Consider the following 16,901-nt stretch of genomic DNA (forward strand, 5'->3'; position numbering starts at 1 on the left):
AAATTGGCTATAAGCGGCTCTGGCCGTGCAGTCCGATAGCGACCAAGCTGTCTTGTGCAGCTGTATACAACTTGCGTATCCTCGGCCGCGCCCGTTCAACAAGCCTCATAAAAGCGGAAATGCCACTATGTCCGATCTAAAAACAGCCGCTCTCGAATATCACGCTCAGCCCCGTCCCGGTAAGCTGAGTGTCGAGCTGACCAAAGCCACTGCCACTGCCCGCGACCTGTCCCTCGCATACAGCCCAGGCGTAGCCGAACCGGTACGCGAGATCGCTCGCGATGCCGAACTGGCCTACCGCTATACCGGTAAGGGCAACCTGGTCGCCGTAATTTCCGACGGTACTGCCATCCTCGGCCTGGGTAACCTCGGCCCACTGGCTTCCAAGCCGGTAATGGAAGGTAAAGGTGTACTGTTCAAGCGCTTCGCTGGCATCGACGTGTTCGACATCGAAGTCGACGCTGAAAGCCCGCAGGCCTTCATCGACACCGTCAAGCGCATCTCCATCACCTTCGGTGGCATCAACCTGGAAGATATCAAGGCGCCTGAGTGCTTCGAGATCGAGCGCGCGCTGATCGAGCAGTGCGACATCCCGGTATTCCACGATGACCAGCATGGTACCGCCATCGTCACCGCGGCTGGCATGCTCAATGCCCTGGAAATCGCCGGTAAGACTCTGGAAGAGGCGAAGATCGTCTGCCTGGGCGCCGGTGCAGCTGCCATCTCCTGCATGAAGCTGCTGGTGAGCATGGGTGCCAAGGTCGAGAATATCTTCATGATCGACCGTAAGGGCGTGATCCACGCTGGTCGTGACGACCTGAACCAGTACAAGGCCGTGTTCGCTAGCGAAACCGACAAACGCAGCCTGTCCGACGCCCTCGACGGTGCCGATGTATTCGTCGGTCTGTCTGGCGCCAACCTGCTGAGCGCTGAAGACCTCAAGCGCATGGCGGCCAACCCGATCGTCTTCGCGTGCTCCAACCCGGATCCGGAAATCAGCCCCGAGCTGGCGCATGCCACTCGTAATGACGTGATCATGGCCACTGGTCGTTCCGACTACCCGAACCAGGTCAACAACGTACTGGGCTTCCCCTTCATTTTCCGTGGGGCGCTGGATGTTCGCGCTACTCGCATCAACGAAGAAATGAAGATTGCTGCAGCCCTGGCCCTGCGTGACCTGGCCAAGCTGCCGGTGCCGCAGGATGTCTGCGACGCCTACGGCGGTATCAAGCTGGAGTTCGGTCGCGAGTACATCATTCCGAAACCGATGGATCAGCGTCTGATCAACGTCGTTTGCGATGCCGTGGCCAAGGCTGCCATCGAATCCGGCGTGGCGACTCTGCCGTATCCGAAGCACTATCCGCTGAATTCGGTGGATGAGGTGTTCAACGGCTAAGCCGCTGGATGCAATAAAAAACCCGCCTAGGCGGGTTTTTTATTGTCTGCGCTGAGTCAGAACAGATCGATCGGTGCCATCTCGTCGGCAGGCAGTGGGCTGCCGGGTGCCCCCATGCCAGGTTCGAACTCGCTCATGGGCGGTGGCGAATCCTCGCTCTTGAACAGCTCGAAATAGGCATCTGGAGTGCCGGGGCTGGCAGCGCGACCGCTGACCGGATCGACTCGCAGCGTCAGCAAACCCTTGGGTTCTTTCGGCAGGTGGTTAGGGCGATCCTTGAGTGCAGCGCCCATGTAGTTCATCCAGATCGGCAGTGCCACAGTGCCGCCATACTCATGGCGACCCAGGCTTTCCGGCTGATCGAAGCCCGCCCAGACAGTGGTCACATAATCGGCGTTGTAGCCAGAGAACCAGCTGTCCTTCGACTCGTTGGTGGTGCCGGTCTTGCCTGCCAGGTCATTGCGACCAAGGGCGAGGGCGCGTCGGCCGGTACCACGCTTGATCACGTCCTGCAGCATGCTGGTCATGATGTAGGCGGTGCGCTCGTCGATGATCTGCTCGGCGACTTTGGGTTCCTCCAGTGGCAACTCATCGGTCGTGTTGACGGCGAGGTTGGCGTTCTCCTCGGTCGGCGCACTGCCTGGCACGCGAGCCGGGTTGGCGCGGAACAGCGGTTTGCCATTGCGATCATCGATGCGTTCGATCAGGTAAGGCTCGATCTTGTAGCCACCATTGGCGAACGTGGCCCAGCCTTCGGCAATTTCCATCGGGGTCAGGCTGGCGGTGCCCAGGGCTAGAGAGAGGTTGCGCGGCAGATCTTGCGGGGCGAAGCCGAAGCGCTCGATGTAGCGCAGGCTACGGTCGATGCCCATGTCTTGCAGCAGGCGGATCGAGACCAGGTTGCGCGATTTGTACAGGGCTTCGCGCAGGCGGATCGGGCCGAGGAAGGTGTTGTTGTCGTTCTTTGGTCGCCATTTCTGCGACAGGTAATCGTCGGAGAGGATGATTGGCGCATCGTTGACCAGCGTCGACGCCGTGTAACCGTTATCCAGTGCGGCGCTATAGACGAAGGGCTTGAAGCTGGAGCCGGGTTGGCGCTTGGCCTGTACGGCGCGGTTGTAGTTGCTTTGGTCGAAGGAGAAACCGCCAACCAGTGCCTGGATCGCTCCGCTGTAAGGGTCGAGTGAGACCAGGGCGCTTTGCGCGGCCGGCACCTGCATGAAGCGCAGGCTGCCATCTTCCTGACGTTGCACGCGCACGATGTCGCCGACTTGAGTGACGTCCGCCGGCTGTTGCGGACGAGGGCCCAGGCTATTGGTATTGAGGAAGGGGCGCGCCCATTTCATGCTGTCCCAGGAAACGGCTTGTTCTTCGCCGTTACGAGTCAGTACCAGAATGCCGCTTTTCTCTACCTGAGAGACGACAGCGGGTTCCAGCCCACCTATGGAGCGGAACTTGCTCAGCTCGCTGAGCCAGGTCTCGCGCGTCATGCCGGGCAAGCGGCTCTCCGGGCCGCGATAGCCGTGGCGCTGGTCGTAGCTGATCAGTCCTTCGCGTAGCGCGGCATTGGCCACTTCCTGCAAGTGGCTGGGAACCGTCGTGGTGACATTGAAACCTTCGGTGTAGGCCTCGCTGCCGTAGCGTCCGACTATTTCGGCGCGTGCCATCTCGGCTATATAAGGTGCGCTGAGCTCTGGGGCTGGAACATGGTGGCGGGCGTCAACCACCTCGGCCAGTGCGCTCTCGTAGGTGGCTTGGTCGATGCGGCCAAGGCGATACAGGCGACCGAGGATCCAGTCGCGGCGCTCTTTGGCGCGTGTCGGGTTGACCAACGGGTTGTAGCGCGAGGGGGCTTTCGGCAGACCGGCGATCATCGCCATCTGCGCCAGGTTCAGGTCGCGGATCGATTTGCCGTAATACACCTGAGCGGCAGCCTCGATGCCGTAGGCGCGGTTGCCCAGGTAGATCTTGTTCACGTAGAGCTCAAGGATTTCATCCTTGCTCAACTCGCGTTCGATCTGCAGAGCCAGGAGAATTTCAGTGGCCTTGCGCGAGAAGCTGCGCTCGCTGGTGAGGAAGAAGTTCTTCGCCACCTGCATGGTGATGGTGCTGCCGCCGCTCTGAATCTGGCCGCTCTTCAATAATTGCGTGGCAGCGCGCATCAGGCTGGTCACATCGACGCCATAATGATTAGCGAAATTATCGTCTTCTGCTGCGAGCAGGGCGCTGATGAATTCCTTGGGGATTTCGTCGAAGCGAATGGGGGAGCGGCGCATTTCGCCAAATTCGGCGATCAGCTTGGCATCGCTGCTGTAGACGCGCAGGGGGATCTGTAGCTGTACCTGGCGCAGCGACTCGACGGAAGGAAGGGTCGGGCTAAGATAAAGAAACGCGCCGCTCAAACTGAGCAATAGCCCACAGAAAACGGCAACGCAAGACCACCAGAAGAACTTCAGCAGGCGTATCAAAATGTTCGGAATTCCAAGTAAAAGAATGAGTTAAGCAGGAGCCGAGGCTAAAAGGGAAAAGCTGATCACATTATAAGCGTTTTTTTTCCCGGGGAGCCATTTGCGCTTCTGTCAAGACTGATATTTAATGTGGAAAAACATAAATAGTCCGTAAGTCGCGGATGCCAATAGGAAAACGGTCGTGCTAGGGCTCTTCACTAAGAAAGCGAATACGCTGCTGGGGATCGATATCAGCTCGACTTCGGTCAAGCTCCTGGAATTGAGTCGCTCGGGAAGCCGCTACAAGGTAGAGGCTTACGCAGTCGAACCGCTTCCGCCGAATGCAGTGGTCGAGAAGAACATCGCCGAGCTCGAGGGGGTCGGGCAGGCGCTGTCACGGGTTCTGGCCAAGGCCAAATCTGGCGTCAAGACTGCGGCTGTGGCCGTGGCTGGGTCTGCGGTAATCACCAAGACCATCGAGATGGAAGCTGGCCTTTCCGATGATGATCTGGAAAACCAGCTGAAGATCGAAGCCGACCAGTACATCCCCTACCCGCTGGAAGAAGTTGCCATCGACTTCGAGGTGCAAGGCCCCGCACCGCGCAATCCTGAGCGTGTCGAAGTACTGCTGGCGGCCTGCCGTAAGGAAAACGTCGAGGTTCGCGAGGCTGCACTGGCGCTTGCGGGACTCACCGCCAAAGTTGTCGACGTCGAGGCCTATGCGCTGGAGCGTGCCTATGACCTGCTCGAGGCTCAACTGGGCGCTGGTCACGACGAGCTGACCGTTGCTGTGGTCGACATCGGCGCCACCATGACCACCCTGAGCGTGCTGCATAACGGCCGCACCATCTATACCCGCGAGCAGCTCTTCGGCGGTAAGCAATTGACCGAAGAGATTCAGCGTCGTTATGGCCTGTCCGTGGAAGAAGCCGGGCTTGCCAAGAAACAAGGTGGTCTTCCGGATGACTACGACAGTGAGGTTTTGCAACCGTTCAAAGAAGCTGTCGTTCAGCAGGTTTCTCGCTCGTTACAGTTCTTCTTCGCCGCTGGGCAATTCAATGATGTTGACTACATCTTGCTGGCTGGTGGTACCGCATCCATTCCTGATCTCGATCGGCTGATTCAGCAGAAGATTGGTACGCAGACACTTGTGGCCAACCCCTTCGCCGATATGGCGCTGAGCGGCAAGGTCAATGCCGGTGCGCTGGCCAGTGATGCGCCGGCACTGATGATTGCCTGTGGTCTGGCGATGAGGAGTTTCGACTGATGGCGCGGATCAACCTACTTCCTTGGCGCGAACAGCTGCGCGAACAGCGTAAACAGCGTTTTCTGGTCAGTCTCGTCGGTGTCCTCGTTGTTGCAGCAGGCCTCGTATTTCTCGGCGATCAGATGCTTAGCGCGGCGATTGATAATCAAACTGCACGCAATGACTTCGTTAAGAAGGAGATTGCTGTTCTTGATGCTCGAATTCAGGAGATTAGCGAGCTGCGCACACGTAGGCAGCAATTACTAGAGCGTATGAAAATCATCCAGGACTTGCAGGGTAACCGGCCGATCATCGGTCGGGTATTTGATCAGTTAGTGAGAACGCTGCCGGATGGTGTGTATTTCACCAGCGTCAAAATGGCTGATAAAAATATCGCCATTGTTGGTGCTGCAGAGTCGAATAATCGCGTCTCGAACCTTATGCGTAACTTGGATAGTTCGGAGTGGTTAACCGCTCCTAATTTGACTGAGGTGAAAGCTGTCACGGCAGGCGCCTTGGATCAGGCAAACGTGTTTCAACTGAACGTTCAACAGACTCAGCCTGATCACGAGAAAGCGGAGGCCGGGAAATGAGCATTCGAGACTCTCTGGAAAGCCTGCGTAGTGTCGATCTGAATGATCTTGATCTCAATAATGTGGGATCTTGGCCGGGGGCAGTCAAATTCATTGCAGGTCTATTGCTACTGATAGTTGTTTTAGGGCTTGGCTATAATTTTCACTTGAAAGATTTGCAAAGTATTTTGGAGCAGCGCCAGCAGGAAGAGCAGACTCTTAAGGAGCAGTTTTCTACTAAAGCTTTTCAAGCCGCGAACCTGGAAGCCTACAAAGAGCAGATGAAGGAAATGGAAGTTTCCTTTGGTGCTCTTCTTCGTCAGTTGCCAAGCGATACGGAGGTTCCAGGGCTGCTGGAAGATATTACCCGTACTGGTTTGGGTAGTGGTTTGGAATTTGAGGAAATCAAGCTTCTTCCTGAGGTCGTGCAGCAATTTTATATAGAGTTGCCAATCGAGATAAAAGTTACTGGTGCATACCATGATTTAGCGACTTTTGTGAGTGGGGTCGCCAGTTTGCCTCGAATTGTGACTTTGCATGACTTTGAGTTGACTCCTGTCAAGTCCGAAGGTGGGAGTGCTCTTAGTATGCATATTCTGGCCAAGACTTATAGATATAATGACAAGGGTGTTCAGTAATGATGCGATCTCCTTTGCTCTTTATTTTTAGCCTTTTTGTTCTGTCAGGGTGTGGTTCAGATAATGGATTTTCGGATCTACAGTCTTACATGGACGAGGTGCGCGCGCGCCCCAAAGGCTCCATAGAGCCTTTGCCCAAATTTCAGCCGTATGAAAGTTTTACTTACCGCGCTGCGTCGTTGCGCAGTCCATTTCAGCCGCCAGTTAAGGTTGATATGGTAAGTCGACAGAAAGGTTCTCAGGAGGTTAAGCCTGATGAGGGTCGAATTAAGCAATTTTTAGAAGGTTTCAATATCGAGACTTTTGAAATGGTGGGGACTTTGGGGAACGCTTCAGGCCTTTCTGCTCTTGTCAGTGGAGCAGGAGGAGTTCATCGAGTGAGGGTTGGTGACTATCTTGGGCGGAATCATGGTCGTATTACATCTATTGATGGTTCGAAAGTGGATGTAATGGAAATTGTTCCTGATGGTGAGGGGGGGTGGCTTGAACGGCCGCGAAGCCTCTCCCTTAAGGAGCGCTCTTGAAGGGGCGGTATGTATATAATGAATATAACTACTCAGTCTGTCCGGCGGAATATGAGAATGAATAGCTCCCTGTCGCGTTTCAGCGTTGCATTGTTGATTTCGCTATCGTCTCCTTTTTTATTGGCCGCAAATCTACAATCTCTAGATGTAGCAAGTTTGCCTGGGGATAGGGTTGAGCTCAAGCTTGCCTTTGATGAGCCAGTTGTGGCACCGCGCGGCTATACAATTGAGCAGCCTGCACGGATCGCCATCGACTTGCCAGGCGTATCCAATAAACTTGGTGCCAAGAATAGAGAGCTTGGAGTGGGTAATGCGCGAAGCGTTACCCTTGTGGAGGCTAAGGATAGAACCCGTCTAATTGTCAACTTGATGAGTCTTGTGCCGTATGCGACTCGAGTCGAGGGCAACAATCTTTATGTTCTGATCGGTGTTGCAGAGGCGGCAAGTTCTGTGGCCTCTGCTTCGACTCCAATGGCGAAACCTTTGTCTGCTCCTCGTCAGCCTGCAGGCGTGTCCGCTGGTAAATCGGTAAGTAATATCGATTTTCAACGGGGTGAGCAGGGGGAAGGGAATGTGGTTATTACCCTCTCCGACTCTTCTGTAAGCCCAAATATTCAAGAGCAGGGTGGAAAAATCCGCCTTGACTTTGCTAAAACGCAGCTGCCTGAGTCCTTGCGTGTAAGGCTGGATGTAAAAGATTTTGCTACTCCTGTGCAATTTGTTAGTGCTAGTAGCGTGGATGGGGGGGCTAGTGTGGTGATTGAGCCGGTTGGGCTCTATGACTATCTCGCCTACCAGACAGAGAATAAGCTGACTTTGAGTGTGAAGCCTCTAAGCCAGGATGATGCAGAGCGCCGAAAGGTCGAGCGTTTCTCGTATACAGGCGAGAAGTTATCGCTGAATTTTCAGGATATTGACGTTCGGTCGGTTTTGCAATTGATTGCAGATTTTACTGATTTGAATCTTGTGGCTAGTGATACGGTATCTGGGAGTATTACTCTGCGACTGCAGAATGTGCCATGGGATCAGGCTCTGGATCTTGTGTTGAAGACCAAGGGATTGGCTCAGCGAAAAATTGGTAATGTTTTACTCGTTGCTCCTGCGGATGAAATAGCTGCGCGTGAACGCCAGGAATTAGAGTCGCAAAAGCAGATTGCGGAGTTGGCGCCGTTGCGTAGAGAACTGATTCAGGTTAATTACGCCAAGGCGTCTGATATGGCTACACTCTTTCAGTCGGTTGCTAACATTGAAGAGGGCGGCGGTGATCGAGGGTCAATTACTGTTGATGATCGCACTAATAGCATTATTGCGTATCAAACTCAGGATCGGCTGGATGAGTTGAGGCGAATTGTTGCTCAGTTAGATATACCTGTACGTCAAGTCATGATTGAGGCTCGAATTGTCGAGGCTAACGTTGACTATGATAAGGCCTTGGGTGTGCGTTGGGGGGGGACGAAGGTATTTGGTGGTGGTAAGTGGGTCGGTTATGGGAACGATGATAGCGGTGATGAGGGGGGGAATTCAGGTGATGACTCGAATGGTAATTTCCCCTTCGTTGATCTTGGTGTGGCTAATCGAACCTCTGGCATAGGTATCGGTTTTGTTACTGATAATACCATTCTCGATCTTGAGCTTTCTGCAATGGAGAAGACTGGTAATGGTGAAATTGTCTCTCAGCCAAAGGTTGTAACAGCGGACAAAGAAACAGCCAAGATTCTCAAAGGTACTGAGGTTCCATATCAGGAGGCAAGTTCGAGTGGGGCAACCACGGTTTCATTTAAAGAGGCTGCCTTAGCTCTTGAAGTGACCCCGCAAATTACGCCTGATAACCGAATTATTATTGAGGTGAAGGTCAATAAGGACGAGCCTGATTACAATAATGCGGTTTTAGGTGTTCCGCCAATTAAGAAGAATGAGGTTAATGCTAAGGTTCTTGTTTCGGATGGTGAGACGATTGTTATTGGGGGGGTTTATTCCAATACCCAGTCGAAGACAGTTGATAAGGTTCCGTTCTTGGGCGATTTACCGTACGTCGGGAGAGTATTTCGTCGAGATTCGGTCACCGATCAAAAATCGGAGCTGCTTATCTTTCTGACGCCGCGTATCCTAAATACTCAAGCCATTGCCGTGAATCGATGACCTAAGTGCGGAATGTAATCCTCATTGGCCCGATGGGAGCTGGAAAGAGCACCATCGGGCGTTTGCTTGCAAAAGAACTGCGTTTGCCTTTCAAGGACTCCGACAAGGAGATCGAGCAGCGCACGGGTGCTGATATCCCCTGGATCTTCGATGTCGAGGGGGAGCAGGGCTTTCGTGAGCGAGAGCAGGCGGTGATCGCCGAGCTTTCTGCGCAGGACGGCCTGGTGTTGGCAACCGGTGGCGGTGTAGTGATGCGCGAAGCGAATCGTCAAGCGTTGCACGCTGGCGGGCGTGTTGTGTATCTGCATACGTCCGTTGAGCAGCAGATCGATCGGACTTCGCGTGACCGTAATAGGCCCTTGCTGCGCACTGCCAATCCGGCGCAGGTGCTGCGAGATCTGATGGCGATGCGTGATCCTCTGTATCGAGAGGTCGCCGATGTCGTGATCGAAACGGACGAGCGTCCGCCGCGGATGGTCGTTCAGGAAATTCTCTCGCGTCTGGAAGCCTTGTCGCCCCGTTAAAGCACGGGGCGAACTGCGTTATCCTAGAGCCCTTTTTATCCTGGGGGCCTCATGCAGACTCTTCACGTTGAACTCGGCGAGCGCAGTTATCCCATCTATATCGGTAGTGGGTTGCTGGCGCGCCCTGAGTTGCTGGCTCGGCACATTGCCGGTCGACAGGTGGCGATAGTGACCAATGAAACTGTCGCACCTCTCTATCTGCAGCCTCTGAAGCAGGCGCTGGAGGGCTTTAATATCGCCGCGGTGGTGTTGCCTGACGGTGAGGCCTTCAAAAACTGGGAAACGCTACAGCTGATCTTCGACGGCCTTCTATCCGCTCGTCACGATAGGCGCACCACTGTGATTGCGCTTGGCGGTGGTGTCATTGGCGACATGGCCGGTTTTGCGGCGGCTTGCTATCAGCGAGGTGTTGATTTCATTCAAGTGCCGACGACGCTGCTTTCGCAAGTCGATTCTTCCGTGGGCGGCAAGACCGGCATCAATCATCCGCTGGGCAAGAACATGGTCGGCGCTTTCTATCAGCCCAAGGCCGTTCTGATCGATACCGCAAGTCTGTCTACATTGCCGGCTCGGGAGTTGTCGGCCGGGTTGGCCGAGGTGATCAAGTACGGTTTGATCTGCGATGAGCCATTTCTCGGTTGGCTCGAAACCAACATGGCGGCATTGCTCTGCCTTGATCAGGCAGCGTTGACCTATGCAATCGAGCGTTCGTGTGTTGCCAAGGCGCGTGTGGTCGGAGCTGATGAGCGCGAGTCAGGTGTGCGTGCGACGCTCAATCTTGGCCATACCTTCGGCCATGCGATCGAGACCGAGCAGGGCTATGGTGTCTGGTTGCATGGAGAGGCTGTTGCCGCCGGAGCGGTGATGGCGTTGGAAATGTCCTATCGTCTTGGCTGGCTGTCGGCTGCCGAGCGTGATCGAGGTGCTCGCCTTCTGCAGGATGCCGGTTTGCCAATCGTCCCTCCGCAGGACATGACGCCCGAGCAATTCCTCGAGCACATGGCAGTAGACAAAAAAGTGCTGGACGGGCAATTGCGTCTGGTGCTGCTAAAACGCCTGGGTGAGGCCGTGGTAACCGCCGATTACCCGCGTGAAATTCTCGACGCCACGCTACGTAGTGATTACGTGGCCCTGGCTCAGTCGTTCAACTCTTGAAGAGTGATCCATGACCAGTTTGCATGCTGACGAAGCTTTTCTGGCGCATTACCAGTTCAGTCACGACCCCTTTGCGCCGCGAGTGCCCGGTTTCAAGTTTTTCCCTGCGCAGCGTAAGCCGGTGCTGGGGCAACTGCATCACCTTGCGCGCTATAGCCAGTTGCTGCTGGCGGTGGTTGGCCCGCATGGTAGCGGCAAGACCTTGCTGCGCCAGGCTCTGGTCGCCAGCACCAACAAGCAGGCGGTGCAGAGTATCGTTATTGCTCAGGGCGTAAGTGGTAGCGAGGCATTGCTGCGTCAGGTGGCTCAGGGGCTTTCCATTGCGAATGCTGACGTGCGTTCGATTCTGGCGCAGGCCGGGCAGTTGGCGTTGACCGGGCAGGAAGTGTATCTGCTGATCGATGATGCCGATCAACTGGACGACTCGGCGCTGAAGAGCGTTCTGGCTCTGGCTGCTGGTAACTCCGAGGGGCGGCCTCATGTGTTTCTTTTCGCCGAGCATGAGCTGCTCGACCGTCTCGAGGCATTGAGTGGTGGCGAGGAGTCCTACCATGCCATCGAATTGCAGCCCTACAGTGAGGATGAGACTCGCGAGTACCTCGCGCAGCGCCTCGAGGGTGCGGGTCAGGACATCGAGGTGTTGACGGAGGAGCAGATCGAGGACATCCATCAGCGCTCTGGCGGTTGGCCGGGCTCCATCAATACCGAGGCGCGTGAGTTGTTGGTTGAGCAGATGCTGGCGCAGCGTTCCGTGGGGCGTGCGGGTGGCTTTTCGTTCGCGCTGCCGAAAAAGCATGTGCTCGCTCTGGGTGTGGTGTTGATTGGCGTTGCGGCGGCGTGGCTGATGCAGGGTCGTGATTCGCAGCCTTCGACTGAGGTGTCGACTGGCTCATCGCTGCCGTTGCAGTCCTCTGCACCTGCCGCTGAGCAGGAGAAGGCTGCCGGAGCGCAAGAGCCGGCTCAGACGCCAGCTATTGAATTTGCCGGTAGCAGCCAGCCTCTGCCGTTACCCTTGGTTGGTGAATCGCAGGCGGTCATTCGGCAGCCGCTTGCTGAGGCGGCGGGCGAGGAGCTGGATAATTTCGAGCCGCCGGCTTCGCCTGCGCCCTCGACCGTTACCGCGCCAACGGCTCCAATCACTGCTGCACCTGCACCTGCACCTGCACCTGCACCTGCACCTGCACTCAAGCAGCCTGAGCCTGCGGCAGCCAAACCGCCGGTTTCCACTCCGGCCCCTGCTCCAGCGCCTGCAAAGCCCGTAGCCTCAAGTGCGGCTGGTGGTAACTGGTATGCGCAGCAGCCAGCCTCGCGTTTTGCCTTGCAGATCGTCGGATCGCGCTCTGAGGCCAATATCCAAGCGCTGGTGCGCGAGGGCGGTAGCGAGTACCGCTACTTCAAGAAGGTTCACCAAGGACAGCCGTTGTATGTGCTGACCTACGGTAGCTTTGCTAGTCGCGATGCGGCTCAGGCTGCGGTGAAAACCCTGCCGGCCAAGCTGCAGGCGGGCAAGCCCTGGCCGCGTACGCTGGGCAGCATCCAGCAGGAGATGAGCCGCTAGAAGTCTCCTTCCTCAGTATGACTGCATGGTCGTTAGCACGACCTTGCAGTCTTATCCTTCGTTTTTGCGACATAAATTTTCACCCCCTCGTCACGAAAATTTGTGACGGGATGGGTGGATATGTACAATGACCTCCCTTTTGCCCTGTGCAAAGCTGGCCCGTGCCCGCTTTTCGGGTTTAAGTAATTGAATTAGAAAGTAATTTGCCTGAAGTCTAGGCAGCCTGGTGAGAGTTTCCCCTATGAAAGCAGGTTTGTACCGTCCTGATGAGTTCAAGGATAACTGCGGCTTTGGCTTGATCGCCCATATGCAAGGTGAGGCTAGTCATCACCTGCTCAAGACCGCTATTGAGGCCCTCACCTGCATGACTCACCGCGGCGGTATCAACGCCGACGGCAAGACCGGTGATGGCTGCGGCCTGCTGATCCAGAAGCCTGATCAATTCCTGCGCGCCATCGCTCAGGAGCAATTCGGTGTCGAACTGCCCGGGCAATATGCCGTGGGCATGGTGTTCTTCAATCAGGATTCGGCCAAGGCCGAAACCGCGCGCGAGAACATGAACCGCGAAATTCTCGCAGCCGGCCTGCAACTGGTGGGCTGGCGCAAGGTGCCGATCGATACCAGCGTACTCGGTCGCCTGGCGCTGGAGCGCCTGCCGCAGATCGAGCAGGTGTTCATCGGTGGTGAGGGCCTGAGTGATCAGGAATTCGCCATCAAGCTGTTCAGCGCGCGTCGTCGTTCGTCGGTGGCCAATGCCGACGACAGCGATCACTACATCTGCAGCTTCTCGCACAAGACCATCATCTATAAAGGCTTGATGATGCCGGCGGACCTGCAGCAGTTCTACCCGGACCTGGGTGACGAGCGCCTGCAGACTGCCATCGCGGTCTTCCACCAGCGCTTCTCCACCAACACCCTGCCGAAGTGGCCGCTGGCACAGCCTTTCCGTTATCTCGCGCACAACGGCGAGATCAACACCATTACTGGCAACCGCAACTGGGCGCAGGCCCGTCGCACCAAGTTCGCCAACGAGCAGATCCCCGATCTCGACGAGCTGGGCCCGCTGGTCAACCGTGTCGGTTCCGACTCCTCGAGCATGGACAATATGCTCGAGCTGATGGTCACTGGCGGTATCGACCTGTTCCGTGGCCTGCGCATGATCATTCCGCCAGCCTGGCAGAACGTCGAGACCATGGACGCCGACCTGCGTGCGTTCTACGAATACAACTCCATGCACATGGAACCGTGGGACGGCCCGGCTGGCGTGGTACTGACCGATGGTCGCCATGCCGTGTGCCTGCTCGACCGTAACGGTCTGCGCCCGGCGCGTTGGGTCACCACCAAGAATGGCTACATCACCCTGGCGTCGGAAATCGGCGTGTGGGATTACCAGCCCGAGGACGTCATCGCCAAGGGCCGTGTCGGCCCGGGGCAGATCCTCGCCGTCGATACCGAAACCGGCCAGGTGCTGGACACCGAGTCCATCGACAGCCGCCTGAAGTCGCGCCACCCTTACAAACTGTGGCTGCGCAAGCATGCCCAGCGCATCAAGGCGACGCTGGAAGACCGCGACCATGGTTCGGCTTTCTACGACCCGGATCAGCTCAAGCAGTACATGAAAATGTTCCAGGTCACCTTCGAGGAGCGTGACCAGGTGCTGCGCCCGCTCGGCGAGCAGGGCCAGGAAGCCGTGGGCTCCATGGGCGATGACACGCCGATGGCGGTGCTGAGCCAGCGCGTGCGTTCGCCCTACGACTATTTCCGCCAGCAGTTCGCGCAGGTCACCAACCCGCCGATCGACCCGCTGCGCGAAGCGATCGTCATGTCCCTGGAGATCTGCCTGGGCGCCGAGCGCAACATCTTCAGCGAGTCGCCGGAGCACGCTACCCGCGTGATCCTCAGCAGCCCGGTGATTTCGCCGGCCAAGTGGCGTGCGCTGATGAACCTGGATCGTCCGGGCTTCGACCGTCATGTCATCGACATGAACTACGACGAGTCGCTGGGTCTGGAAGCTGCCGTGCGCAACATGGCCGATCAGGCCGAGGAAGCCGTGCGTGCCGGCAAGGTGCTGCTGGTACTGACCGACCGTCACATCGCTCCTGGCAAGCTGCCGGCGCATGCTGCGCTGGTCACTGGTGCCGTGCATCACCGCCTGACCGAGAAAGGTCTGCGCTGCGACTGTAACATCCTGGTGGAAACCGCCACTGCGCGTGACCCGCACCACTATGCCGTGCTGCTGGGCTTCGGTGCCTCGGCGGTCTACCCGTTCCTGGCTTACGAAGTGCTGGGCGACCTGATCCGCACCGGCGAAGTGCTGGGCGATCTGTACGAAGTCTTCAAGTACTACCGCAAGGGCATTTCCAAAGGCCTGCTGAAGATCCTGTCGAAGATGGGCATCTCCACGGTCGCGTCCTACCGCGGTGCGCAACTGTTCGAGGCGGTCGGCCTGGCCGATGAAGTCACCGAGCTGTGCTTCCGGGGTGTGGCCAGCCGCATCCAGGGCGCGCGTTTCGTCGACATCGAAAGCGAGCAGAAGCTGCTGTCCTTCGAGGCCTGGAACAACCGCAAGTCGATCCAGCAGGGCGGCCTGCTCAAGTTCGTCTACGGCGGCGAATACCACGCCTACAATCCGGACGTGGTGCGCACGCTGCAGGAAGCCGTGCAGCAGGGTAACTACGCGAAGTACAAGGAATACTCGACGCTGGTCGACACCCGTCCGGTGTCGATGATCCGTGACCTGCTCAGGGTCAAGGAGTCCGCCACGCCGATTTCCCTGGACGAAGTCGAGCCGCTGCAGTCGATCTTCAAGCGCTTCGACGCCGCCGGCATCTCCCTCGGCGCACTGTCGCCGGAGGCGCACGAGGCGCTGGCCGAGGCGATGAACCGCCTGGGTGGTCGCTCCAACTCCGGCGAGGGCGGCGAAGACCCGGCCCGCTACGGCACCATCAAGAGCTCCAAGATCAAGCAGGTGGCCACCGGCCGCTTTGGCGTGACCCCGGAATACCTGGTCAACGCCGAAGTGCTGCAGATCAAGGTGGCCCAGGGTGCCAAGCCCGGCGAGGGCGGCCAGTTGCCGGGTGGCAAGGTCAACGGCCTGATCGCCAAGCTGCGCTACGCGGTGCCGGGCGTGACCCTGATCTCGCCGCCGCCGCACCACGACATCTACTCGATCGAAGACCTGGCGCAGCTGATCTATGACCTCAAGCAGGTCAACCCGAAGGCGCTGGTGTCGGTCAAGCTGGTAGCGGAAGCCGGTGTCGGCACCATCGCCGCCGGTGTGGCCAAGGCCTATGCAGACCTGATCACCATTTCCGGTTACGACGGTGGTACCGGTGCATCGCCGCTGACCTCCATCCGTTATGCCGGTGCGCCGTGGGAGCTGGGCCTGGCCGAAACCCACCAGACCCTGCGCGGCAACGACCTGCGCGGTAAGGTGCGGGTACAGACCGACGGTGGTCTGAAGACCGGCCTGGACGTGATCAAGGCAGCCATCCTCGGCGCCGAGAGCTTCGGCTTCGGCACCGCGCCGATGGTGGCCCTGGGCTGCAAATACCTGCGCATCTGCCACCTGAACAACTGCGCCACCGGCGTGGCCACGCAGAACGACAAGCTGCGCAAGGATCACTTCATCGGCACCGTCGAGATGGTGATGAATTTCTTCACCTACGTCGCCGAGGAAACCCGCGAGTGGCTGGCCAAGCTGGGCGTGCGCAGCCTGGAAGAGCTGATCGGGCGTACCGACCTGCTCGAAGTGCTGCCGGGCGAAACCGCCAAGCAGGGTAACCTGGATCTGTCGCCGCTGCTGGCCAGCGCACACATCCCGGCTGACAAGCCGCAGTTCTGCCAGGTGCCGAAGAACCCGCCGTTCGACGAAGGCCTGCTGGCCGAGAAGATGGTGGAAATGGCCAAGGACGCCATCGCCGGCAAGACCGGTGGTGAGTTTGAGCTGAACATCGGCAACTGCGACCGCTCCATCGGTGCGCGCATTTCCGGTGAGATCGCTCGTGTGCATGGCAACCAGGGCATGAACGGCGCGCCGATCACCTTCCGCTTCAAGGGTACTGCTGGTCAGAGCTTCGGCGTGTGGAACGCCGGTGGTCTGCACCTGCGCCTGGAAGGCGACGCCAACGACTACGTCGGCAAGGGCATGACCGCAGGCAAGATCGTCATCACCCCGCCTGCGGGCAGCCCGTTCGCCACCGAGGACAGCGCCATCATCGGCAATACCTGCCTGTACGGCGCTACCGGCGGCAAGCTGTTCGCCACCGGTACCGCGGGTGAGCGTTTCGCCGTGCGTAACTCCGGCGCCCACGCCGTGGTGGAAGGCACTGGTGACCACTGCTGCGAGTACATGACCGGTGGTTTCGTCTGCGTACTGGGCAAGACCGGCTACAACTTCGGCTCGGGCATGACCGGCGGTTTCGCCTACGTGCTCGACTTGGACAACGGCTTCTACGACCGCGTCAACCACGAACTGGTGGAAATCCAACGCATCAACAACGAAGCGATGGAGGCCTACCGTAGCCACCTCGAAAGCGTGCTCGCCGAGTACGTTGAAGAGACTGGCAGCGAGTGGGGCCAGAACCTGCTGGAGAACCTGGACGATTACCTGCGCAAGTTCTGGCTGGTGAAACCGAAAGCGGCCAGTCTGAAGTCGCTGCTGTCCAGCACCCGTGCCAACCCGCAATAAGAATGCGCCTGA

General features: G+C 57.6%; 11 protein-coding genes. 10 read left to right on the forward strand and 1 reads right to left on the reverse strand.

The genetic code is table 11. The features are described from left to right. The first annotated feature begins 127 nt into the window (after positions 1-127). The gene (locus HS968_RS02895; RefSeq protein ID WP_106737417.1) at positions 128-1,396 is read left to right on the forward strand and encodes a malic enzyme-like NAD(P)-binding protein; all 1,269 of its coding nucleotides are present in this window, start codon (positions 128-130) and stop codon (positions 1,394-1,396) included. Between the two features lie 56 nt (positions 1,397-1,452). Here HS968_RS02895 and HS968_RS02900 read toward each other — a convergent pair whose 3' ends face one another. After that, positions 1,453-3,864: a penicillin-binding protein 1A gene (locus tag HS968_RS02900; RefSeq protein WP_182370068.1), complete on the reverse strand. Its 2,412-nt coding sequence runs from the start codon at positions 3,862-3,864 to the stop codon at positions 1,453-1,455. 181 nt (positions 3,865-4,045) lie between these two features. On the opposite strand from HS968_RS02900, the gene HS968_RS02905 reads away from it, so the two are divergent. The 9 genes from HS968_RS02905 (at position 4,046) to gltB (ending at position 16,889) form a co-directional block, all read left to right on the forward strand. Then, complete coding sequence (locus HS968_RS02905) at positions 4,046-5,110, forward strand: pilus assembly protein PilM (protein WP_182370069.1); 1,065 nt, start codon at positions 4,046-4,048, stop codon at positions 5,108-5,110. Beyond that, a complete protein-coding gene (pilN, locus tag HS968_RS02910; RefSeq protein ID WP_182370070.1) occupies positions 5,110-5,682 on the forward strand; it encodes a type 4a pilus biogenesis protein PilN in 573 nt (190 codons plus the stop codon). Before HS968_RS02905 ends, pilN begins: the two co-directional genes overlap by 1 nt. Beyond that, positions 5,679-6,299 (forward strand): type 4a pilus biogenesis protein PilO, encoded by a 621-nt coding sequence (gene pilO / locus HS968_RS02915; RefSeq protein ID WP_182370071.1) that lies wholly within the window; start codon positions 5,679-5,681, stop codon positions 6,297-6,299. The genes pilN and pilO overlap by 4 nt, the downstream gene beginning before the upstream one ends. Continuing rightward, a complete protein-coding gene (pilP, locus tag HS968_RS02920; protein WP_182370072.1) occupies positions 6,299-6,823 on the forward strand; it encodes a type 4a pilus biogenesis lipoprotein PilP in 525 nt (174 codons plus the stop codon). Before pilO ends, pilP begins: the two co-directional genes overlap by 1 nt. A 57-nt stretch (positions 6,824-6,880) precedes the next feature. Beyond that, the gene (gene pilQ, locus HS968_RS02925) at positions 6,881-8,962 is read left to right on the forward strand and encodes a type IV pilus secretin PilQ (RefSeq protein WP_182370073.1); all 2,082 of its coding nucleotides are present in this window, start codon (positions 6,881-6,883) and stop codon (positions 8,960-8,962) included. 5 nt (positions 8,963-8,967) lie between these two features. Further along, complete coding sequence (aroK, locus tag HS968_RS02930) at positions 8,968-9,486, forward strand: shikimate kinase AroK (protein ID WP_106737411.1); 519 nt, start codon at positions 8,968-8,970, stop codon at positions 9,484-9,486. A 51-nt stretch (positions 9,487-9,537) separates the two neighbouring features. After that, positions 9,538-10,641, forward strand: coding sequence for a 3-dehydroquinate synthase (gene aroB / locus HS968_RS02935; protein WP_182370074.1), 1,104 nt, complete (start codon positions 9,538-9,540; stop codon positions 10,639-10,641). Between the two features lie 10 nt (positions 10,642-10,651). Beyond that, positions 10,652-12,199 (forward strand): AAA family ATPase, encoded by a 1,548-nt coding sequence (locus HS968_RS02940; protein WP_182370075.1) that lies wholly within the window; start codon positions 10,652-10,654, stop codon positions 12,197-12,199. A gap of 241 nt (positions 12,200-12,440) precedes the next feature. Then, positions 12,441-16,889: a glutamate synthase large subunit gene (gene gltB / locus HS968_RS02945; protein WP_182370076.1), complete on the forward strand. Its 4,449-nt coding sequence runs from the start codon at positions 12,441-12,443 to the stop codon at positions 16,887-16,889. Positions 16,890-16,901: the final 12 nt, after the last annotated feature.

Source organism: Pseudomonas berkeleyensis, assembly GCF_014109765.1.
GTDB classification, from domain to species: Bacteria; Pseudomonadota; Gammaproteobacteria; order Pseudomonadales; family Pseudomonadaceae; genus Aquipseudomonas; species Aquipseudomonas berkeleyensis.